This is a genomic window from Pseudonocardia sp. 2-7 (assembly GCF_056341085.1).
In genome coordinates, this window is sequence record NZ_CP094508.1 from 132711 (window position 1) to 153485 (window position 20775).

Sequence of the window (20775 nt, forward strand, 5' to 3'; positions counted from 1 at the left end):
TCCTGGCGACCTACCTCGCCTATCACCCGGGAAGCGCCACCGCCCGGGCCATCACGACATCGCTGGCCCGCAGTATCGCTAATCCGGGGGAAGGCATGTCTCCCGTAGAGCATCCACTACCCTCGGCACCAAGCATCAATACAGCAGAGGATGACACAGTGGCGCGAATCGAAACGGTACAGCTTATCGATGACCTCGACGGCGCGGCAGCTGATGAGACCGTCGCTTTCGCCCTCGACGGGAAGCAGTTCGAAATCGACCTCAATGCGGACAACGCCGCAACGCTCCGGGGCAAGCTCGCCCCGTTCGTTTCCGCCGCGCGAACCGCAGGAGGCGGCCGGCGCGCACGCCATCGCGAGGCTGCCGCAGCGGCGGGCTCGACAGAGGCTCGGCGCCACAACCAGGCGGTGCGCGTGTGGGCGCGGGAGAACGGATACCCCGTCTCCAAGCGGGGCCGCATTCCTGCCGAGGTCGTCGAGGCCTACCGTGACCGCGACTCGAGCATCTCGACGTCCGCCCCGGAGAAAGCCGCGCCGACGAAGCGGCCACAGCCCGCCCAGTTCAGCGGATAGTTCCGCGCGCCGGCCTACATCGACGGTGCCCGGGCGATCGGTGGTTACACCTATCCGATGATGATCGGCAACGTTGGGATGGGGGCTCGATGGCCAGGATGCACACGGACGAGGTTGATATCGACGACGACCTCGTCCGCGAGCTGGTCCGAGTGCAGTTCCCAGAGTGGGCCGACCTCCCGGTGCGCCGGCTGGCTTACGGCGGGTCGACGAATGCGATCTTCGGGTCGGGACGACCCTGTCGGCGCGGCTGCCGCTGACCGCGGGGGGCCTCGGGGGTCTGCACCGCGAGGTTCGGGCGCTGCCGGCGCTCGCCTCGGTATCGCCTGTCCAGGTGCCGGAGGTCGTCGCGATCGGCCAGCCCGGGGACCACCACCCCTTCGGCTGTCCACCGGTGGATCGACGGCGAGGCCCTGGTCGAGGGGCGGGTTGTGGACGCGGACGGCATTGCCCGGGATCTCGCCGCGTTAGTCATCGCGCTGGGCAAGGTCGACGTGACTGGCGCACCGCAGCGGGACACTGGCTAAGCAGGACGTGCAAACTCGCTCCGCGGTCGAGGAGCTGGCCCGCACCGACGAGCCGTTCGATCTCGATGAGGTGGTCGCAGTCTGGGGCCTGGCGTTGCCCGACGCAGTCGCCGCGGGCTCGCTGAGCACCGGCGAGGCTCGTAAGCGTGTCCAGGCCCGCTACCGCCGTTGACCGGCCCCTACCTGGATCTCGACTCCGGTGTCCTAAGCAACCGGCCGGGGCATCACCGACTCGGCCGAGCTTTAGCAGGTCGAGCTCACCGCGCTGCGCCTGATCCAGCTGCGCCAGCAACCGTTGCCCGGTCGCGACGACCTGGACGACCTGCAGGACTTCCACCACCACATCGTCAGCGACCTCATCGACTGGGCCGGTCAGCTGCGCACCGTGTCCATCGGCAAGGAACAGCTGTTCTGCCTGCTCAGCTCCTTGAGACCTTCGCCGACGGCATGTTCACCCTGGCGGCCTACGTTGTCGATCCTGCGGCCGCACCAGACATGGACCGGAACCCGAAAGCACCGGACGGAGCGACGACTCCCGGTTCGCGCGCACATCCATCACGGAGCGACCATCAGCGGCTTCTATCGCGCCATGGCGATCGTGCATGAACGTCGCTCGACGACGGCCCGCCACCTAACGTCGGACACCTTGTCACCAGGAGGCGGCCACCGAGCGGACTGCAGTCGACAGTGCCGTTCGACGGTCGCTGGACTCTCGGAGAAGGTGGGTACGCCGTGCCGGTGGTGGATCTTGTCGCCGACCTGGGCGAGAGCTTCGGTCCGTGGACGATGGGCAACGACGCCGAGTTGTTGACGATGCTCACTTCGGCGAACGTCGCGTGCGGCTTCCACGGGGGGGACCCCCGCGTGATGGACCGGACGGTGGCGGAGTGCGTCGCACGCGGTGTCGGTATCGGTGCGCATCCCAGCTTCCCGGACCTGGTCGGGTTCGGCCGCCGCGCGATGGACCTGACCGAGGACGAGGTCCGAACCGACGTGCTTTACCAGCTCGGGGCGCTCTCGGCGTTCGCCCGTGCGCACGGGACGACCGTCACCCACCTCTCGCCCCACGGCCGCCTGGGCAACCTCGTGGTCACCCGGGCCGACTACGCGCGGGCCGTGGCCGACGCCGTCGAGGCGTTCGACCCCGAGCTGATCGTCCTAATGCAGGAGGGTGAGCTGGCCGAGATCGCCCGCGAACGTGGTCTGCGCATCGCCATGGTCGGCATCGCCGATCGCGCGTACACCGACGGGGGGACCCTTGTGCCCCGTTCCGAGGCGGGCGCCGTGCTGCACGACCCGGATGAGGTGACCGCCCGGACGGTGCGGATGGTCACCGAGGGTGTGATCGCCTCTCGGAGCGGCAAGGATCTCCCGATCGTCGCCGACAGCACTCGTCCTGCACGGGGACGGTCCCGCGGCGCTGGAGCTGGCGGCGCGCATCCGGACGGAGCTCGGCGCCGCCGGGGTCGAGTTCGCCAGCCTGCCGGCCGTGCTCGCGGCGAAGTCCGCGGCCGGGGGGCGGTCCGAGAGCCGGTGACCGCCGCGCCCCGGTGTCCGATCGACGCCGTCGAGACCGTCGAGGCTCCTCCACCCTGCACGATCGCACTGTCCTCGTGCGGTGACGCCGCGGTGCGTATCGCCGTCCGCGGCCCGGACGAGGATTCGGTGTGGACGCGGGTGCACGACCTCGCCCGGATGCTGAACCGGGGTGAGGTCGACGGGATCCACTCCGCCGTCGAGTTTAAAGCCGAATCCGCTTATGAAGTGCAGCCGAAGAACCGTGAGATCTCTTGGCGTCACGAGCAGGAGTTCACTAAAGATTTCTGCGCGCTGGCTAACCAGCAGGGCGGAATCATTCTAATCGGAGTGGAGTAGGCGTCGGGAGTCGCAGTCCAGGTAACCGGCTCTTCCGGATTTAGAGTGCGAGCGCTCCGCAGTGCAGTAGCGACCGGATCCGATAATTGATCAGGTTGCGGAAGCCCATGGCGTTGCGGCGGAGGGCTTCGAGTCGGCCGTTGATGGCCTCGGTGGGGCCGTTCGAGGCGCGATGGGAGAAGTAGGCCAGGATGTCGACGCGGCGCCGGTGCAAGGTTCGGCCGAGTGTGGTGAGCTCGTCGAGCCCGGGCGGTAGCCCGGTGCGTAGCCGGTAGATCACGCCGCTGAGCAATGCTTTGCCGCGTCGGCGGTCCTGGTCGGCGTAGGCGGCGATGATCTGCTGGTAGGCCCACCAGGTGACCTCGACCGCGACGTGCTCGTCGGCGGCGAAGACCGCCTCAAGCCGGGTGCGTTGGCGGTCGGTGAGCAGTCCGAGGCGGGTCCGCAGGGTCCGCCGTGCCCGGTAGAGCGGGTCACCGGTGCGGCCTCGGTGGCCGAGGGTGTCGTGCTGGACACGTTGGCGACACAGGTCGAGCTTGTGCCCGGCCAGGGCGACGACGTGGAACGGGTCCATCACCGTGACCGCATCGGGCAACGCGTCGGTGGCGGCGTTCTTGTAGCCGCCGAAACCGTCCATCGCCACGACCCGGACCCCGTCGCGGAAGGCCGGGTCGCGGGCGTCGAGCCAGGTCTTCAGGGCCGCCGCCGAGCGGCCCGGGACCAGGTCGAGCAGCCGCGCACGGCCGTGGCCTGCGACGACATCGGTGAGGTCGGTGATCACGGTGACGAACCCGTCTCCGTCGGCGCCGAACACGTGCGCCCACTTGTGCTCGTCGACCCCGATCACCCGCACCCCGTCCAGGCGGGCCGGCCCGGCGGAGCGCAGCAGCTGCTCGGTCGCGGCGACCGCGACGCTGTTCACGGTGTCCCAGCTGCGGCCCAGCTCACGGGCGACCGCGGCGACCGTCGCCTTGTCGATCGCCAAGCGGCGCAACACGTACTCCGCGCAGCGCCGGGTCGTGGACGCACCGGGACGGGCCAGGCGGGTCGAGTCGTGGGCGAAGATCTCGCGGGCGCAGTCATCGTGGACACACCGGTAGCGCGGCACCCGGACCCGCAGTTGCAGCGGATGGCCGACCACCGGGACGTCGCTGACGCGGCGCTCGGTGCTGTCGCGGTAGATCCCGGTCAGTCCGCACCCCGGGCAGGCGCCGGGCCCGTCGGTGAGCAGGTCGCACCACAGCACCGTGGTCTCCCCGGCCAGGGCGGCGTCGGTGATCCGCACCCCGAGCTCGACGGTACGGATGATCGTGTCGGCCACGATCTGGGCAGGCGGGCACGTAGGCTGCGACATCGGGTCCCCGGGCTTGTTGACGGTGTTCGGCGTAGGAACCTTCATCATCAACTTCTCGGGGCCCGCCTCACCGCAGCGACACGACCCCACCCGCGCGGTCGATCACGCCCTCACCTGCACTCCATTTCCGGAAGAGCCAGGTAACCGTCGGCAAGCGGCCCCCTGCGGAAGTCGAGCACCATCGACTTCATCAGGCTCTCCAAACACATGCCGCGCCTGCACCCCGCGTCGCCTACATCGCGATCCCTGTCGACGGCGTTGGTTATGCAAGTGCTGTCGTCGTGCCGCCCAGTAACGACGCTCCTCATGCCTGAGTTGCACAGGTGAGTGGTGCTCGGTTCGTGTCGCCGCTGGTCAGTGCGGTGCGGCCGCTGGATCTGGGGCACTAATCGGTAGCCTGTCGCGGTGTTCGTCCGGAAGGTGAGGACCGCTTCCGGCGCGACGGCGGTTCAGATCGTCGAGAAGCGTCGAGGTGTGCGGCGGATCGTCGAGCACGTGGGCTCGGCCCACGACGAGGTCGAGCTGGCGACGTTGATGAGCACGGCGCGCGACCGGATCCGGGCCGGTCAGCAGGCTCTCGACCTTCCGCTGGCCCCGTCGGAGGGTCGCGCCGTGGTGACCGGCTCCGGGTGCGAGGTCCTGTGGAATGTCCTGGTTGATGCCTACCGCAGGCTCGGGTTCGACACGGTCGCCGACGAGGCGTTCCGGGCGCTGGTGCTGGCCCGGATCATCGAGCCCACCTCGAAGCTCGCCGTAGCCGGTGTGCTGGACGAGATCGGGGTGCCGGCGCCGCACCGCAACACCCTCACCGCCGCCCTGCAGCGGTGCATCTCCCGCGACTACCGCGCCGTGCTCGCCGCCGCGTGCATGGCCGCTGCGCGCCAGGCGGGTGCGGTGTCGCTGGTGCTCTATGACGTCACGTCGCTGCACTTCGAGGCCCAGGACGAGGACGACCTGCGCAAAGTGGGGATGAGCAAGGAACGCCGGGTCGACCCGCAGATCCAGCTCGGCCTGCTCGTCGACCCGACCGGGTTCCCGCTCGAGGTGCACTGCTTCGAGGGCAACAAGGCCGAGACCAAGACCCTGCTGCCGGTGCTCACCTCGTTCGCCCAGCGTCACCGCGTGGCCGACATGGTGGTGGTCGCCGACGCCGGGATGCTCTCAGCGGCGAACCTGAACGCGATCGAGGACGCCGGGTTCTCGTTCATCGTGGGGTCGCGGATCACCAAGGCGCCCTACGACCTGGCCGAGCACATCGAGCGGCGCGGCAACGCCTTCACCGACGGGCAGATCCTCGAATCCACCCGCGTTATGGGCACCGGCCGTACCGGCAGCAAGGCCGCCCGGTCGCGGCGGGTGGTCTACCAGTACCGCTTCGCCCGCCACAAACGCGACGACCGGGCCATCAACGCCATGGTCGACCGGGCGGAGAAGGTCGCCGACGGCAGCCGGCCTCTCAAGAAGGAACCGGTTCGTGCGCCTCGACGGCGCCGAACGCGGCGTGGACTGGGCGCTGGTCGAACGGGCCCGCGAGCTCGCCGGCTTGAAGGGCTACGTCACCAACCTGCCCGCGGCGACCATGGCCGGCCAGGCGGTGATCGATGCATACCACGACCTCTACCAGGTCGAACGCTCGTTTCGGATGGCGAAGTCCGACCTGCGGGCCCGACCGATCTTCCACCGCCGGCGCGATGCGATCGAGGCACACCTGACCGTCGTGTTCGCCGCGCTGGCGGTCAGCCGGCACCTGCAGGACCTGACCGGCGCCTCGATCAAGAGGCTCGTCCGGACACTACGGCCGCTGCGCACCGTCCGGATCGGCATCGGCGGACAGGAACTCACCGCAGCACCCGAGATCACCACCGACGCCCGAGCGATCCTCGACCAGCTACCCGCCATCCCCGCCCCGGGGCACTAAACCTGTGCAACTCAGGTCATGGGGTCGACTTCGCGCCCCGTAGTGAACGTAGACCTCGGTGCTTCCCGGTGCGCGACGGCAGCCACACTCGCTACCTTGGTGAGGCCGAGCTCGCTGACCGCTATCAACGCCGCTTCCTAGGTGACGCACGGCGTCAGGCCCGTGAGAGGCGAGTCGTGTCTGAGGGCCAGGCGGCACTCGCCGAATCCGGGCAGGTGGTGCTACATCGCCGTCGTACCAGCAGTGACCGCGGACGCCACGATGAACCGGGCGGTAGCCCACGAGTTCTCACAGTGGCTCCACCAAGTCGACTTCCAATCGCCACTTAACTCTTCACCTGCGCCATCCGGCAGCCCGATCCCCGGCCCACGACGGTTGACCTTCACCGAACATCCATATCGAGACGACCAAGATGCAGCGGCCCCCCGTGAGCGCTACCTTGAGCTGCACGCCGATGGAGCGTTCTTCGGAGCTCAAGCCAGCTCACTTGAGGAGCAGCGCGGAGTGAGCCGACTAGCAGTTGTTGATGATTTAGTACTACTGGTCGGAATGGGGCTGCGGTGGGCCGTGGAGCGAGTGGGCCACTGGGGAACTGCCGCGGTCTTCGGAGGCATTGCCCGCTCAGACGGAGTCTACGACCGACTTGAACTCTGGGGAGATTTGTACGGCCGCAATAGGCGCCTTCCCAATACCCGTCCTGTTCGCGCCGCCACAGCTCAGACCGTCGCGGACCTTTCAGCGAGTGACACAGTCCAGGACCGCCTCGCAGTGGCATTGAAGTCGGATCCGGCCTGGTTCAGCACTTCGGGCTTCCTGAGATAGTCCAGCTCAGCCCTACCGGCGCCATCAATGTAGACGCTTGGCTCGGGAACCACGGCCTAATGACAGCCTGGGCCCGCCGCTATGATGTTGAGATCGGAAACTCCTCACCGAGGCGGACACGCTAACCGGAATGCCCGGCCCTCATCATTGTGAGACCCCTGCAGATCTGCTAGCGCTGAACGAATGAGCGCTGTCAGGGGCAGGAGCCTTATAGGTCTCGCGCTGCTGTTGAAGTTATTTGGCTCTTCCGGATTTAGAGTGCGAGCGCTCCGCAGTGCAGTAGCGACCGGATCCGATAATTGATCAGGTTGCGGAAGCCCATGGCGTTGCGGCGGAGGGCTTCGAGTCGGCCGTTGATGGCCTCGGTGGGGCCGTTCGAGGCGCGATGGGAGAAGTAGGCCAGGATGTCGACGCGGCGCCGGTGCAAGGTTCGGCCGAGTGTGGTGAGCTCGTCGAGCCCGGGCGGTAGCCCGGTGCGTAGCCGGTAGATCACGCCGCTGAGTAATGCTTTGCCGCGTCGGCGGTCCTGGTCGGCGTAGGCGGCGATGATCTGCTGGTAGGCCCACCAGGTGACCTCGACCGCGACGTGCTCGTCGGCGGCGAAGACCGCCTCAAGCCGGGTGCGTTGGCGGTCGGTGAGCAGTCCGAGGCGGGTCCGCAGGGTCCGCCGTGCCCGGTAGAGCGGGTCACCGGTGCGGCCTCGGTGGCCGAGGGTGTCGTGCTGGACACGTTGGCGACACAGGTCGAGCTTGTGCCCGGCCAGGGCGACGACGTGGAACGGGTCCATCACCGTGACCGCATCGGGCAACGCGTCGGTGGCGGCGTTCTTGTAGCCGCCGAAACCGTCCATCGCCACGACCCGGACCCCGTCGCGGAAGGCCGGGTCGCGGGCGTCGAGCCAGGTCTTCAGGGCCGCCGCCGAGCGGCCCGGGACCAGGTCGAGCAGCCGCGCAGGCCCCCGGCCTGCGACGACATCGGTGAGGTCGGTGATCACGGTGACGAACCCGTCTCCGTCGGCGCCGAACACGTGCGCCCACTTGTGCTCGTCGACCCCGATCACCCGCACCCCGTCCAGGCGGGCCGGCCCGGCGGAGCGCAGCAGCTGCTCGGTCGCGGCGACCGCGACGCTGTTCACGGTGTCCCAGCTGCGGCCCAGCTCACGGGCGACCGCGGCGACCGTCGCCTGGTCGATCGCCAAGCGGCGCAACACGTACTCCGCGCAGCGCCGGGTCGTGGACGCACCGGGACGGGCCAGGCGGGTCGAGTCGTGGGCGAAGATCTCGCGGGCGCAGTCATCGTGGACACACCGGTAGCGCGGCACCCGGACCCGCAGTTGCAGCGGATGGCCGACCACCGGGACGTCGCTGACGCGGCGCTCGGTGCTGTCGCGGTAGATCCCGGTCAGTCCGCACCCCGGGCAGGCGCCGGGCCCGTCGGTGAGCAGGTCGCACCACAGCACCGTGGTCTCCCCGGCCAGGGCGGCGTCGGTGATCCGCACCCCGAGCTCGACGGTACGGATGATCGTGTCGGCCACGATCTGGGCAGGCGGGCACGTAGGCTGCGACATCGGGTCCCCGGGCTTGTTGACGGTGTTCGGCGTAGGAACCTTCATCATCAACTTCTCGGGGCCCGCCTCACCGCAGCGACACGACCCCACCCGCGCGGTCGATCACGCCCTCACCTGCACTCCATTTCCGGAAGAGCCTTCAAACCCCGCGCGAACGGGTGAGACGACGACGGCCTGCCCTCGAGATCCGAGGGACGGGCCGCAGGTAGGGCCGTCCGTCGAGGCTGGGCTCGAAGTCGGCGATGCGGCGGGTCCGCATCCTCGGGGCGCCGCCCGGCCGCCTCGTCGGCTGGGGCCGTGGCCAGCGCCGGCCGGGCTGCTTTAGGGCAGCTCGACCGGGAACAACGCGGTTTGCTCCGCCACCACGGCTACCGGCCCGGCGCGCAACGCGCACTTCCGGCACGTCACGGGATCGCTGGTGGCGAGCAGGTCGCCGGCTGCGGCGAATCCGGACCAGCCCTGGTGACAGGCCGGGACCGGCAGCGTGAGGTCGCCGAGCCAGGAACGGAAGGCGACAGCGTGCACGACTCGGGAGCGGCCGATGCGGAGCTGGTGACCAGCGAACCGTCCGACTTGGGCGCGGGCGAAGTCCTCCGGATCCACGCGGCGAGGGAACAGCTCCAGGGCGAGGTGAGCCGCTCTGGGTCCGGTGGAGACTCCTGGTCTTGGAAACGAGGATGGAGTCATGCCGTCAGAACGAACTGCGGGCAAGCCCACGACGCGGCGGTACTCGCAGGAGGAGAAGGCCGCGGCGGTGCGGATGGTCCGCACCCTGCGCACCGAGCTGGGCCACGACCATGGCGTGGTGAAGCGGGTGGCCGATCAGCTCGGCTACGGCGCAGAGTCGGTGCGGTTGTGGGTTCGCCAGGCCGATATCGACGACGGCCACCAGCCCGGCGTGTCCACCGACGAGGCGTCCCGGGTGCGTGAGCTCGAGCAGGAGGTCCGGGAGCTGCGCCGGGCGAACGAGGTACTCAAGCGGGCTGCGAGTTTCTTCGGGGCGGAGCTCGACCGCCAGTACCGCAGATAGTGCAGTTCATCGACGCCCACCGCGAGGACGTGGTGGAGGGGCGCCGGCTCGGGGTCGAGCTCATCTGCCGCGTGATGCAGGTGGCCCCGAGCAGCTACTACGCCGCCAAGACTCGTCTGCCCTCGGCGCGGGCCCGGCGCGACGGTGATCTCGTTCCTGCGCTGGTCGGGTTGTGGGTGGACAACTACCGCGTCTACGGAGTCCGCAAGCTTTGGAAGGCCGCCCGCCGTGCCGGCCTGGACGTCGGCCGCGATCAGGTCGCCCGCTTGATGCGGGCGGCGGGGATCGAGGGCGCGCAACGGACGAAACGGGTTCGCACCACCCGGGCGGATCCAGTCACGGCCCGCCATCCGGACCTGGTGAAGCGCCGGTTCCGGGCTGACGCGCCGAACCAGCTGTGGGTCACCGACCTGACCTACGTGCCGACCTGGGCCGGGGTCGCTTACGTGTGTTTCATCGTCGACGCCTTCTCGCGGATGATCGTGGGCTGGCGAGTCGCAGGGCACATGCGCACGTCGATGGTGCTCGACGCGCTGGAGATGGCCCGCTGGTCGCGCGGCACGCGGCTGCCGGATCTGCGGTGTCACAGCGATGCCGGAGCTCAATTCACATCAGTTCGGTACGGCGAGCGGCTCGCCGAGATCGGTGCGGTTCCGTCGATCGGCAGTGTCGGGGACTCGTTCGACAATGCCCTGGCCGAGACCGTGAACGGCTACTACAAGGCCGAGCTGATCCGCGGTCCCACCCGAGACGGTCCGTGGAAGACCGTGGAGGACGTCGAGCTCGCGACGCTGGGCTGGGTGCACTGGCACAACCAGCAGCGCCTGCACGGCTACCTCGGCGACCGCCCACCGGCCGAGTACGAGCGCACGTTCTACGCTGCCCACTGGGACGACCAACAGCCGGTCGGAATCCCATAGCGCGAGTCTCCATCAGACCCAGAGCGGCTCAAGGGTCACCGCTCATCTCCTTCCACCCGCAGACCGAGCTCGCCTCGCAGAGTGGCACAGGGGGCCGACAATCACTGCCGCGCCGACCGCGCACGGTAGCCAGCGTCTCCGGGGAGACCGGTGTGAGCGGGGTGGGTCAGGCCGGGGCGGTGCCGCCTGCCAGCGCAGAATCTCTGACGCGCGCGTGGCCGTCGAGGCCGTGTCGGGCGTCCTCGGCTGCGGATCAGCTGGGGCCGGTGGTCTTGATGTCCTCCCTACCGGCTGCGGCCGTCGGTGAGGTTCCGACCTCGACGGGCGCTGTGGAGTATCCGAGGCTGCGCATCTTCTCGATCATGGGGTCTGGTTCCCCCCGTAGCTCGGCGGCGTAGCGCTCGACGCCAGCGCGGAACCAGATCGCGACCCCCTCACGGACACGCGGGGGAAAGCTGTCGCGGGAGGTGTGGCGGTAGGCCATGGCTCGTTTCACGCCAAGGATGTGGCAGACCTCGTCGATGCCGACAACGTCGGGGAAGCGGTCGATGGCCAGGCGACGATCGACCTCGTCGAGAGTGAGGACTTCCAAGGCGACGGTGCGGACGCGGCCGCGATTTTCCGGGGTCGTCAGGGGGGCGACGCCTTCGAGACCCTCACGAGCGGCGGCCTCCAAAACGCGTGCGAAGTCGGCGAGGCCGCTGCCCATGGCGCGATTCGTGGTGGTGGGGATGACCCAGCCGAGGCGGCCGATCGGCTCACCGCGAACGGGGGCCGTCGTCATCGCGACCCCGTCGCTGCCGATCCTTGCGGCCACGGCCTGGCCGATCTCGTGGACATCGGTATCGGCCGGGATCGGCGGGTCGATGGCCAGAGTGATCGACAGGGAGAGGAGCCGGTCGGCGGGGGAGGAGTCCACGCTCCTGAACATACGATCATGCTAGAAAATTATCTACTGCTGTGTGTGCGGTGAGCGGGCTTGCCAGCACAGCTCCCTCTGAGTGTGTCGGGTCTCGGGACATGCTTGATTCGGCGGCTTTGGTCGAAGCCATGGCGAGCGCACCGCACCCGAGACACGAACCTGTCGAGCGGCTGCCGTCGGCGGCGTTGTGCCGTTGGCGCACCGCCTCAGTGGGCATGCCCAGCGCACGGGCAATCGCCGTGGCGGATAGGCCGGGCCACGCCGACATCCTGCGCGAACAGATTGACGGCTCCGTCGGCCGATAGCGACGGCGTCGGGTAGCCCCTCGGAAGCTGCACAGTCGACCGTGGCCGCGCTCGCGGTGCCGGTCACGGGTTGAGCCACCGCTCCCTACGGACGGAGCCCTCGCCCCCTGGTCCGGTCCGGGCCGCCGAGCTGCTGGGGTCCCGCTGCAGGTGGTGGGGTCGTCGATGTGTGCTGGGTTCGAGCGGCCCGTTCTCGGTCCTCGCGGGCGTAGAGCGCCCGCTGCGCGCCCCGGGCAGCGGCGGTGGGATCTGATTCCCAGCCCTGCCCCGGGCGCCAGCGGCTGCTCTCGCTGGCGCTCAGTTCGGCGGTGAAGTGACTGATGGTGTCAACCATCGCGGAGAAGTGCGGGTAGGCACGTAGCTGCGGCCACTGGTGACGGAGCGCGTCGATCTCGGCTTCCCATGGGATCTGACGTTCATCAGGTGTGGCCAGCGGCGACTGCCCGTAAACCCGGTAGGGGACGGGGAGCCGCTCTGCGTCCATCCTGTTCCAGTTCCAGTTTGTGGCCACGGCCTGGCGGAGCAGATCACCGTCGACACGGCATGTCGAGATCAGATAGTGCAGATCGATGAGATCCTTATAGCGGTGCCAGGCCGTGGTGTTGTTGCCGCGAAGGCTGGTCGGCGGACCGGTAAGCAGGACGAGCTTGTCCGCGATCTGGTTCGAGATGGGAAACAGGGTCGGCCGGACCGGCATGAGACCGGGAAGGTCGAGGGCAGTTACCGAGCGATGTGAAACGTCGGGCGGGCCGACATAGACCATCTTGCTCGGCGGCTTGATATCGATTTCCACGACAATGGGGTCGGCGACGGCGACAGTTCTACGGGGGCCGTAGCGATCGTCGACCGGTTGCGCGTTGAGGGTGCCCATGACCTGTCCGCTGTCGTGGACGGTCAGGGCGTTCGCGCTGTAGCGCAGCAGCCCGCCCAGCCCGACCGTCGAGGTCCTGCCCGGCTGGGAGATGGGTGGAGCGATGTCGTGGATCGCGGCCAGGACCTCCCGCCCGTAGTCATGGGCGTCGCGGTGACGCAGGGAGTGCGCGAAAAGGTCCAGATCGAAGGCGGTCCGCGGCATGCAGTAAGCCGGATGGGGCCCGGTCTGGGACGGCCGCATCGTCTCGGGCCACGGGTCATCGGGATGTGGGCGCACGGGAAGGGCCAGCGATCCGAGGAGATGCCACTCGTGGGATCGCTGGTTGAGCCCGGCGAGCAGGTCGGTCATGATCAGCTGCTGCATCGCCCGGCTGGAGTCGAGCTCAGGGCCGCTGGCCCGCTGTGCGACCGCGGATGTCAGATCAGACCAGGTGGGAAACCGGTCACGAAACTCGGGAAGAAGGTGGGGCCGCCACGGGTCGGGGTGAGTCACCGCTGTTGCCGTTCCGGCTCAGGCCGCCGCCTCGAGCGCTTCGGCCAGCCACCCGCTCCCATCATCGTGAAGGCCGCGTCGAGCGAAGGCAGCGCTCAACTCGCCCGGCAGATCCCGGCCGGCGACCCACCCGGCGGACAGCAGGTTCTGGCATATCCGGCCGAGCACCTCGACCCCGACGCCGCAGTCGACGTACAGATCGGCCACCGTCCGAGCTGGGCTGGTGACCCACATCCCCTCAACGAGGACGACCTCACACTCGAGCAACAGCGCGTTCCGCACGACCACCTCTCCCGACGGCGAACCCACCGCGTCGCCACCCTGCGCTGGCTGAGGATGTTCGGTCGATGCAGGCGCGGCTGCGCCCGGCCATGACGAGGAACGAGTAGCGGCCTGCGCAGTCGGGGCGGTGAACTCGTAGGCCGCCACCGGGGCGGTCAGGACTCGGTAGACCAGGCCAGCGGAACGATGCGACACCACCGCGGTGGCCGTGGGCGAACGCCGCCACGCCGGCGTCGATTCGAGCCCGACCCAGGTCGCATACAGACCGGGAAAATCGTGCCGGGCGCCCGCCCTGACCCGGAGCACTCCTCCCGCAGGACCAACGTCGCGCACATCGGGCCGGGCGAGCTCGACAAGGCCGAGCTGCAGCCAGCGCTGCACCGAGGGGGAGCCCAGGTGCAGACCGAGCTGCGCCAGACCGGCGTACCCGTGCTGTCCCTCAGCGAGCGAGAACAAGTCCGACAGACGCGCCTCAGGGTCGTTCACAATCAGAATCGTAGTAGAGTCGAGTGCGGAGTGGAAGCTGAACCGCGGAACGGTGAACCCTCGCAAAGGGGGACGGATGTACGAGAGAATCGCGGCCGCCGAGCGTGGCGAGAACCCGACGGTCATGATGCGCATGTCGACGAGCTGGGCGGTCATCGGAGACACACAACACCTTCCCGGCTACAGCCTCCTTCTCTATGCAGGCACGGCCAATCATCTCAGTGATCTCAACAGGGCCGAACGCGCCGATTTCCTGATGGACATGTCCATCCTCGGTGAGGCCGTAGCGAACGCGTGCCAGCAGCTTGACAGTGGATTCCGAAGAATCAACTACGAGATCCTCGGAAATTCATTCGAGCATCTTCACGCACACGTACATCCACGTTACGAATGGGAACCTGCCGAGCATCGCCACAGCCCGGTCTGGACATACCCCGACCGCAAGTCGCCCCGCTACGCACTGTCAACTCGTCACGATCCCCTGCGCGAGGCGATCACTGCCGAGCTCCATCAACTTCTGCACCTCACCTCGGTGGGGAATCCGTCGGACTCCCCGGCATGAGAGAGCGGATGTCCAGCTGAGCCGGTCCCGATCCGCCTTGTTGGGAGCCAGCCTCAGGTGAGAGGCAGCTCGGTGTGCAGGAGGGTGGTGCCGCCGGGCGGGCTCGGCAGCCGCAGCCGTCCACCGTCGAGGTGACCCGCTCCGCAAGCCCGGTCAGCCCGGTGCCGGCGGCTGGGTCCGTGCTGTCGCGGGGCGTCGTCGCGACCCCCTGGCCGAGCAGCGACGGCAGGAGAGGGGCGCCGGGATCGAGAGCGCCAGCGCAGGGAACAGCAGCCAGGCCGAGGCGACGGAGTGATTCACGCCGCGGCTGGAGGACCCACGCTCCTGCATCGTGGTCGTCGAGGTGGGTGGCGCGGTCCTCGCGACCGCCTTGGGCACACTCCGAGACGCGCCCCCGTCACCGCACTCGACCGAAGGGCGACGTGCTGATCAGCAACGTATGCACCGATCCTCGGGCTCGGGCTCGGGCTCGGGCTCGGGCTCGGGCTCGGGGTCACGGCCGCGCAGCCTTCGACGCAGTGCTCGCCTGGAGTCACACCGTCGATGCGGGCCGCGCGGAGCTGCTCGCGGCCACCGATGACGGTCGTCGAATGTATGAGGAATCCGGTTCCAGCGTTTCACGCACACCGGTGATGCGCGCTCCCCTGCATCCGCGGCGCGGACGCCTCATCAGGTAGCCGCTCACCGCGGCCGGTTGGGCCGGTGCCGGGCCGTGGTGCTCGCTGGCGCGGCCGAGAGCGGGCTGTCGTCGAGGTCGGTGACGGGGACCCAGCCCGGCCGGAGTGGCCGTGGCGGTGAGCTCACCGAGCTGGCGGCTTCCGAGCGTCTCATCAATCCTGAGGACTGGTGCTAACGGTGGATCGGAAAAGTGCGCTGAATGGGCGTCAGCAGCGCGCAACTGTCGAAAGGCCCGCCATGATCCAGCCGCCGGACAGCACCCCTCCCGGACCTATCGAAGACGCACCGTCCCCGGCCGGCTCTCGCGGCCCGCGGCTGGGCCTGCTCGGCGTCGGAGCGGTCATGTGTGTGGTCGGGCTCATCGCCGGGCTCGTACTCGGAGCCGGTGAGTCGGGCTCGTCTGCTGCGGGCTCCGATCAGACGGCCGTTGCGGCCACCTCGACCACCACTTCGCAGGAGCCGAACGACCCGGCCTCGTTCGGCTACGCGACCGTCCCTGACCTGACTGGCATGACCGGCGACGAGGCCAGCGCGGCGTTAGACACCGCGGATTTCCGCGACATCTCCTTCACGACGAACTACGCGTCGATGGACTCGTTCGTCGAATGGCAGTCGCCGGCCGCGGGCACGTGGTGGAGCAAGACCTCTTCGGTTCGGGTGACCCTCGATCCCACGTCGGCACGATCGACCGCGTCCTCGGCGACCATGGCCTCCACCCCGGCCCCCACCGCCCCGACCACGGCGTATGTCGAGCCGAGCTCGACCTACACCTACAAGATCACCGGCAAGAACAGCGCGATGATCACCTACAGCAGCACCGGCGGGAATACCTCGCAGGTCTCCTCGGCCGAGCTGCCCTGGTCGAAATCGGTGGAGTCCCCCGGTTACAGCGGAATGAGCTTCGCCTACGTCTCCGCGCAGAACTCCGGCGGCGGCACGATCTCCTGCCAGATTATCGGGCCGTCCGGCAACGTGATCTCGGAGAACTCCTCCGAGGGCGCCTACGCGATCGTCACCTGTCAGGACTAGCGCAGACCGCCAGCATTGGTGCCCTCAGCGAACGCGCCGGACGGCAGCCGGAGCACACTTGCTCGGGGGACCTAGCTGCCGATCCCGCAAGGCCCTCCGACGACGTACTGCCGAAAGCGACCGTACTGGCTCGGTCACGGGCGGAAGGGGTCAGACAGGTAGTGCGGTGGCGCGGCCGCTGCCTTCCAGGCCTTGATGGGCACCTCCTGCACGGGCACGAGCTTGGTAAGCGGGGACGGTTCGGGAGTGGAGGCTCGGACCTCCTGCACCGGCGCTGCCGAGGCCGTGAACGGCGAAGGCGGGATGGTTGGTTGCTGTGGGAGTCGGTACGCGTGCGGCGGGCCGCCGGGCAGGTCCTCCGGGTGCTGGTAGCGACCGTCCAGCTCCGCGGCCGCCCGGATGCGTGGCCCCTGCTGTTCCTCGGTCAGCTGCTGGACGCGCTTCCGGGAGGTGTTCCCCTGCCTGGCGGCGCGGGCTGCATCGCGCGCGAGTCGCTTCTCGGCCTGGAGAGTGGCGCGCTTCTCGTCTCGGCGGGCCCGCTCGGCGGCGTCGGGGTGGGGCTTCCCGCGCCGCATCGGGACCCGTGGGGTGGGTGGGGGCTGGCGATAGGTGGTCCGGCGCCCGGTGGGCACCAGCTGCGCAGTGCCGTTGCACGGCTCCCCGGTGGGAGTGTGGTGGTCGGCAGGGACGCGGGCGCCCAGCCCGGCGGAGGTGCCGCAGTCCTGGCAGCGGTGCCGGACGAGCTCAGCCCAGGCCGGTCGACGGCCGCGGCACGCGATGCGGTCTGGGCTGTGGTGGGGCAGGAGGTTCCCGCCCTTCACCTGTGCGATCTGCCCGCACGTCGAGCACTGGCCCTGGCGGGCAGGGAGCGGTGCCACAGCGCGGGGCACCGGTGGGGTGGCGCCGGCGGGACGGCCGCGGTCGTTCTGGGGGACAAACGCGACCCGGTCCGGGCGGGCGGGGCCGATGCCGCGCCAGCGGCTGGCGTGGCGCTTCACAGGCGCTCCTGCTTCGACATCGACAGGTTCATGACCTCGGTCCAGAGTTTCGGATGCTCGATACTGAGCAGGTCACCTCGGATAGCTCGCCGGAGGGCCCGACGAACCAGTCCCCGGAGCCGAGTTCATCGATCAACGTGGACCCCGCCAGCATCCGGACGGGCTGGAAGTTGACGAGCACGGTGCGGGCGTTGCGGTCCTGGCGCGTCATGGCGCCGTTTCCGAGGTGGGCACCCATCCGGCGGCGATCGCGCGGGCGGCGTGTTGCTGGGCGGTCATGCGCCGGCAGGTCTGATCCCACAACGCTCCAAGCGTGCGGGGCTCGGCGCGGTCGTCGAACGCGACCGGATCAAGGATCTGCGCGAGGCGCTCCACCAGGGGTGCGGCGTGCGCAGAAGCAGGGTCAGGCGCAGGCATGACGTCCTCCTCAGCTCGTTCCAAGCCACGTCATACCGGACGCCCCCGACAGCGACCATCCGACGAGATCGGTCAGCGGCGCGGTCGGCAATCGGGGCACACCGGCCCGTCCAGGCGCCAGCCCGCCGCAGCGAGCCAGTCCCGCGCGGCCGCGGGCAGCACGTCATCGGGCCCGGAAGGATCGGCAGCGAGCTCGCCGACAAGCAGAGGTCCATCACCGCAGCGCAGACAAGCGAGGTCGGTGATCGGCCCGACCGGCGGGCACGCTCGGCAGTAGCGGGCGGTGGTCGGGCCGTCGGGGCCGGGGATCAGCCACACCGCGCTCATCAGGATCTGCTGCAGCGGGTCGGCCGCGGCCTGCCCGCACCGGTCGCAGCACAGCGACGGCCCGGCCCCCGGGGCGAGCGGCACGGTCGTGCTGGCCATCACTGGCCGCGGGGCGGCGGTGGGCCCCAGGCGTGGGGGAGGTCCCGCCTGATGAGCGGGGGTGGGGGATGCGGGTCCGGTGGGGAAGGCGGAGTTCACGGGGCCTCACTCCTGAGCATCGGGGGCGACGGGTCGGGTTTCGTCGGCAGGTGCGGTGTCGGTCGTGGTGGCGGTGGGGCCGGGTCGGCGCTGCGCCGCCCGGGGTCGGGCCTTACGTCCGCTCGTGCCTCGACCGGACCCGGAGTCGTTCACGAGGCCGGCGTCGGCTTCCGGAGTCCGACCGCCCATCTGTCCGCGCAGCCGCGCGAGGTCGGTGCGCAGCTCGGCAAGCTGGGCGCCGTGGCGGGCCTCGGCGTCGGCGAGACGCTGTTCGCCGTAGGCCCGCTCGCGGTCGACATCGTGGGCGAGCTGCTCGCGCAGCGCGGCCAGGCTGCTCTCCGCCGCGGCGCGTGCGGCCCGGTGCTCGACGGCCTGTTCGCGGACCTCGTGCAGCTCGTCGGCCAACCGGGCGCGGTCGGTCTCCGCCCGGTCGAGGTCACGGCGGGCCGCGCCCAGATCTGCGGCCGTGGTGTCGCGTTCGCCGACCAGTAGCTCCACCTGCCGACGGGCGTCGACGAGCTCGGTCTCGACGCGGGCGTGCTCGCGGGTCAGGGCCTCCAGCTCGCTGGTGACCCGGGCGGACTCCGCGGTCACGGTGTCGCGGGCGGCGATCGCGGAGTCACGCGCGGCGGTGAGCGTGTCCCGCTCGGCGAGGGCTGCGGCCAGCTCGGTGTCGCGCTGCTCGAGCTCGGCGCGGACCTGCGCGACCTCGCCCTCGAGGACCTCCCGCGCGGCGATCGCGGTATCCCGGGCGAGCTCGGCGTCGGCGCGGGCCTCGGCGGCCTCGATGGCTTCGGCATCGGACGCGGCCGCGGAGCGTCGCGCGGCCTCGGCGTCGGCGCGGGCGGCGCGGGCCTGGGCGCGGGCCTCGTCGGCTACGGCCTGCGCGGCGTCGACCTCGGCGCGCGCGGCCCGCTGGATCGCGGCGATCTCCGCCGCGACCGCCTCGGGATCGGCCAGCGTGTCCAGTGCGTCGCGCAGCTCGCTGCTGCTGTGGTCCAGGCGCGCGATGAGCGCCGCGACCTGGTCGGTCACACTCTGCCCGGCGCGGGCGATCGGGCGGGCCAGCGCGTCGTCGACCTCACCACGGCGCCGGGCGGGCGTGCCGCCGTCGAGGATTCGCTTGGCGTTGACGCGGTCGTGCATGACCCCGCCCACGACCTGATAGCAGTACTTCGGCCGCCGCCCGGACCCCGCGTACTCCATGGTGTTCGCGCATCCGCCCGGGAACTGGCACGGCTCCAGATCCGGCGGGCGCAGCTGCGCCCGCCACGCCGTCCCGCCCGACGGCCCCTCGGCCGCGGGAGCGCCGGCCGCGTTCGGGGCCTCAGCGTCAGCTCGGACGTCCGCCGCCGCGCCGTCATCGGCCGGGATGCCCGGAGAGGGCTGCTCGCTCACGACACCAAGCTATAGGAAACGTATCGTTACGTCAATCGTTCTGCAATACGTTACGTTGCGACAAAACGATACGAAACGCCGCAGCGCTTGACGGGATCATCGACAAGATCCCGCCAAGCAGCAGATAGGCTCCGCCGGTGCCGCACGCCGAGCTCGACGCCGTCCCGGACACCTCGGCCGCGGTCGACACTCCGCTGTCGCCGGACGAGGCCGCCTACGTCGCCGCGGCCCGCGCGCACAACACCCGCCGCGGCTACCGCTCGGTCTGGACGAGCTTCACCGCGTTCTGCACCAGCCACGACCTCACGCCGCTACCGGCAGCGCCGGCGACGGTGTCGGCCTACCTGGTCGCGCTCGCCCAGGCCGGGGCGAAGGTCCGCACCATCGCCAAGCACCTGTCCGGGGTCCGCGCCGCCCACCGTGCCGCGGACCTGCCCGACCCCGCCGTCACCGCCCGGGTCACCGCCGTCTGGGAGGGCATCCGCCGCAGCCACGGCGCCCCACCCGACCAGGCCGCCCCACTCATGCCGCCCCTGCTCGACCAGGCCGTGGCCGCATGCCCGACCACTCGCACTTGGAAGAACCGGACCGACGAGCAGTCGCTGGCCGGCGCTCGCGACCGCGCCCTCTTGCTCATCGGGTTCTGGGGCGCCCTGCGCCGCGCCGAGCTCGCCGCGCTCACCGTCGAACAGCTGGGCCCTGAACGCGAACTTCGCAGCGGACGCCGCGGCCGCGTCCTGACCCTGCACCGCTCCAAGACCAACCAGACCGGCGACCGGGCAGAACTCATCGGCCTGCCCCGTGCTGAGCACCCCGACCACTGCCCGCTGACCGCCCTGGAGAAGTGGCTCGATCTGGCCACCATCACCACCGGCCCGATCCTGCGCAAGGTCTCCACCGGCAACCGCGTCCTCGACCAACCCCTACACCCCGAGTCGATCAACAACCTCGTCCAGTCCGCCACTACCCGCGCCGGCCTCCCCGGCGGCCCCTACAGCGCCCACAGTCTCCGAGCAGGGTTCGTCACCTATGCCCACCTCCGTGGCGCCACCGACCGCGCCATCGCCCACCAGACCCGACACCGCTCCATGGACACCATCACCACCTACATCCGCGTCGACGACGTCTTCACCGACAACGCCGTGCTCCACCTCGGCCGATGAACTCAGGAAGCTGCGAAGTGTCACGGATACGAGCTGGTTCCGGTGTCGGTAAGCCCCGC

16 protein-coding genes and 2 pseudogenes are annotated in these 20775 nt (G+C 69.7%); 9 read left to right on the forward strand and 9 right to left on the reverse strand.

Annotated features, from left to right (window positions below):
- Nucleotides 1–158 precede the first annotated feature (158 nt).
- The 4 genes and pseudogenes from MTO91_RS27460 to MTO91_RS27475 all read left to right on the forward strand — a co-directional run bounded on the left by MTO91_RS27460 (nt 159) and on the right by MTO91_RS27475 (nt 2974).
- Nucleotides 159–572, forward strand: coding sequence for a histone-like nucleoid-structuring protein Lsr2 (locus MTO91_RS27460; protein ID WP_281010935.1), 414 nt, complete (start codon nt 159–161; stop codon nt 570–572).
- Nucleotides 573–1106: 534 nt separating this feature from the next.
- Entirely contained in the window at nt 1107–1271 is a 165-nt protein-coding gene (locus MTO91_RS27465) for a hypothetical protein (RefSeq protein ID WP_281010859.1), read from the forward strand.
- Nucleotides 1272–1885: 614 nt separating this feature from the next.
- Nucleotides 1886–2636: pseudogene (locus MTO91_RS27470) on the forward strand (LamB/YcsF family protein).
- A 158-nt stretch (nt 2637–2794) separates the two neighbouring features.
- Nucleotides 2795–2974 (forward strand): AlbA family DNA-binding domain-containing protein, encoded by a 180-nt coding sequence (locus MTO91_RS27475; protein WP_281010936.1) that lies wholly within the window; start codon nt 2795–2797, stop codon nt 2972–2974.
- A 40-nt stretch (nt 2975–3014) separates the two neighbouring features.
- Here MTO91_RS27475 and MTO91_RS27480 read toward each other — a convergent pair whose 3' ends face one another.
- Nucleotides 3015–4328, reverse strand: a complete 1314-nt coding sequence (locus tag MTO91_RS27480; RefSeq protein WP_476654971.1) for an ISL3 family transposase — start codon at nt 4326–4328, stop codon at nt 3015–3017.
- Nucleotides 4329–4733: 405 nt separating this feature from the next.
- Here MTO91_RS27480 and MTO91_RS27485 point away from each other — a divergent pair.
- Nucleotides 4734–6246, forward strand: a pseudogene (locus MTO91_RS27485) (IS1634 family transposase).
- Nucleotides 6247–7321: 1075 nt separating this feature from the next.
- Here MTO91_RS27485 and MTO91_RS27490 read toward each other — a convergent pair.
- Both MTO91_RS27490 and MTO91_RS27495 read right to left on the reverse strand, forming a co-directional pair.
- Nucleotides 7322–8635 (reverse strand): ISL3 family transposase, encoded by a 1314-nt coding sequence (locus MTO91_RS27490; RefSeq protein ID WP_476655087.1) that lies wholly within the window; start codon nt 8633–8635, stop codon nt 7322–7324.
- A 321-nt stretch (nt 8636–8956) separates the two neighbouring features.
- Nucleotides 8957–9238 carry a hypothetical protein gene (locus tag MTO91_RS27495; RefSeq protein WP_100877383.1) on the reverse strand — a complete coding sequence of 94 codons (282 nt, stop codon included), beginning with the start codon at nt 9236–9238 and terminating at the stop codon, nt 8957–8959.
- 82 nt (nt 9239–9320) lie between these two features.
- On the opposite strand from MTO91_RS27495, the gene MTO91_RS27500 reads away from it, so the two are divergent.
- Nucleotides 9321–10585, forward strand: a protein-coding gene (locus tag MTO91_RS27500; RefSeq protein ID WP_476655067.1) for an IS3 family transposase whose coding sequence is annotated in 2 segments (ribosomal slippage) — nt 9321–9624 and nt 9624–10585 — 1266 coding nt in all. Because the reading frame shifts where the segments join, the coding sequence is not laid out codon by codon here.
- A 253-nt stretch (nt 10586–10838) separates the two neighbouring features.
- On the opposite strand, the gene MTO91_RS27505 is transcribed toward MTO91_RS27500, so the two are convergent.
- From MTO91_RS27505 to MTO91_RS27515, 3 genes are all read right to left on the reverse strand, one after another.
- Nucleotides 10839–11504 (reverse strand): helix-turn-helix transcriptional regulator, encoded by a 666-nt coding sequence (locus MTO91_RS27505; protein ID WP_157818169.1) that lies wholly within the window; start codon nt 11502–11504, stop codon nt 10839–10841.
- 393 nt (nt 11505–11897) lie between these two features.
- Nucleotides 11898–13034: a nucleotidyl transferase AbiEii/AbiGii toxin family protein gene (locus tag MTO91_RS27510; protein WP_157818168.1), complete on the reverse strand. Its 1137-nt coding sequence runs from the start codon at nt 13032–13034 to the stop codon at nt 11898–11900.
- Between the two features lie 162 nt (nt 13035–13196).
- Complete coding sequence (locus tag MTO91_RS27515) at nt 13197–13946, reverse strand: hypothetical protein (protein WP_157818167.1); 750 nt, start codon at nt 13944–13946, stop codon at nt 13197–13199.
- 76 nt (nt 13947–14022) lie between these two features.
- Here MTO91_RS27515 and MTO91_RS27520 point away from each other — a divergent pair, with 76 nt between their 5' ends.
- Complete coding sequence (locus tag MTO91_RS27520; protein ID WP_100877310.1) at nt 14023–14508, forward strand: HIT family protein; 486 nt, start codon at nt 14023–14025, stop codon at nt 14506–14508.
- Between the two features lie 1026 nt (nt 14509–15534).
- Nucleotides 15535–16215, forward strand: coding sequence for a PASTA domain-containing protein (locus MTO91_RS27525; RefSeq protein ID WP_350589240.1), 681 nt, complete (start codon nt 15535–15537; stop codon nt 16213–16215).
- Nucleotides 16216–17420: 1205 nt separating this feature from the next.
- On the opposite strand, the gene MTO91_RS27530 is transcribed toward MTO91_RS27525, so the two are convergent.
- From MTO91_RS27530 to MTO91_RS27540, 3 genes are all read right to left on the reverse strand, one after another.
- On the reverse strand, nt 17421–17630 hold the full coding sequence (locus MTO91_RS27530) for a hypothetical protein (RefSeq protein WP_157818166.1): 210 nt from the start codon (nt 17628–17630) through the stop codon (nt 17421–17423).
- 72 nt (nt 17631–17702) lie between these two features.
- Complete coding sequence (locus tag MTO91_RS27535) at nt 17703–18056, reverse strand: hypothetical protein (RefSeq protein WP_157818165.1); 354 nt, start codon at nt 18054–18056, stop codon at nt 17703–17705.
- Nucleotides 18057–18161: 105 nt separating this feature from the next.
- Nucleotides 18162–19553, reverse strand: coding sequence for a coiled-coil domain-containing protein (locus tag MTO91_RS27540; protein WP_281010862.1), 1392 nt, complete (start codon nt 19551–19553; stop codon nt 18162–18164).
- Nucleotides 19554–19690: 137 nt separating this feature from the next.
- Between MTO91_RS27540 and MTO91_RS27545 the strand changes: the two genes are divergently transcribed.
- Nucleotides 19691–20716 carry a site-specific integrase gene (locus MTO91_RS27545; RefSeq protein WP_281010863.1) on the forward strand — a complete coding sequence of 342 codons (1026 nt, stop codon included), beginning with the start codon at nt 19691–19693 and terminating at the stop codon, nt 20714–20716.
- The last annotated feature ends 59 nt before the right edge of the window (nt 20717–20775 follow it).

Bases quoted from the DNA above. Each gene is read 5' to 3' on its own strand.
- MTO91_RS27475 (WP_281010936.1), top strand. From the start codon at position 2,795: ATGCTGAACCGGGGTGAGGTCGACGGGATCCACTCCGCCGTCGAGTTT.
- MTO91_RS27480 (WP_476654971.1), bottom strand. From the start codon at position 4,328: ATGTCGCAGCCTACGTGCCCGCCTGCCCAGATCGTGGCCGACACGATC.
- MTO91_RS27490 (WP_476655087.1), bottom strand. From the start codon at position 8,635: ATGTCGCAGCCTACGTGCCCGCCTGCCCAGATCGTGGCCGACACGATC.
- MTO91_RS27510 (WP_157818168.1), bottom strand. From the start codon at position 13,034: ATGACCGACCTGCTCGCCGGGCTCAACCAGCGATCCCACGAGTGGCAT.
- MTO91_RS27520 (WP_100877310.1), top strand. From the start codon at position 14,023: ATGTACGAGAGAATCGCGGCCGCCGAGCGTGGCGAGAACCCGACGGTC.
- MTO91_RS27530 (WP_157818166.1), bottom strand. From the start codon at position 17,630: ATGCCTGCGCCTGACCCTGCTTCTGCGCACGCCGCACCCCTGGTGGAG.
- MTO91_RS27535 (WP_157818165.1), bottom strand. From the start codon at position 18,056: ATGGCCAGCACGACCGTGCCGCTCGCCCCGGGGGCCGGGCCGTCGCTG.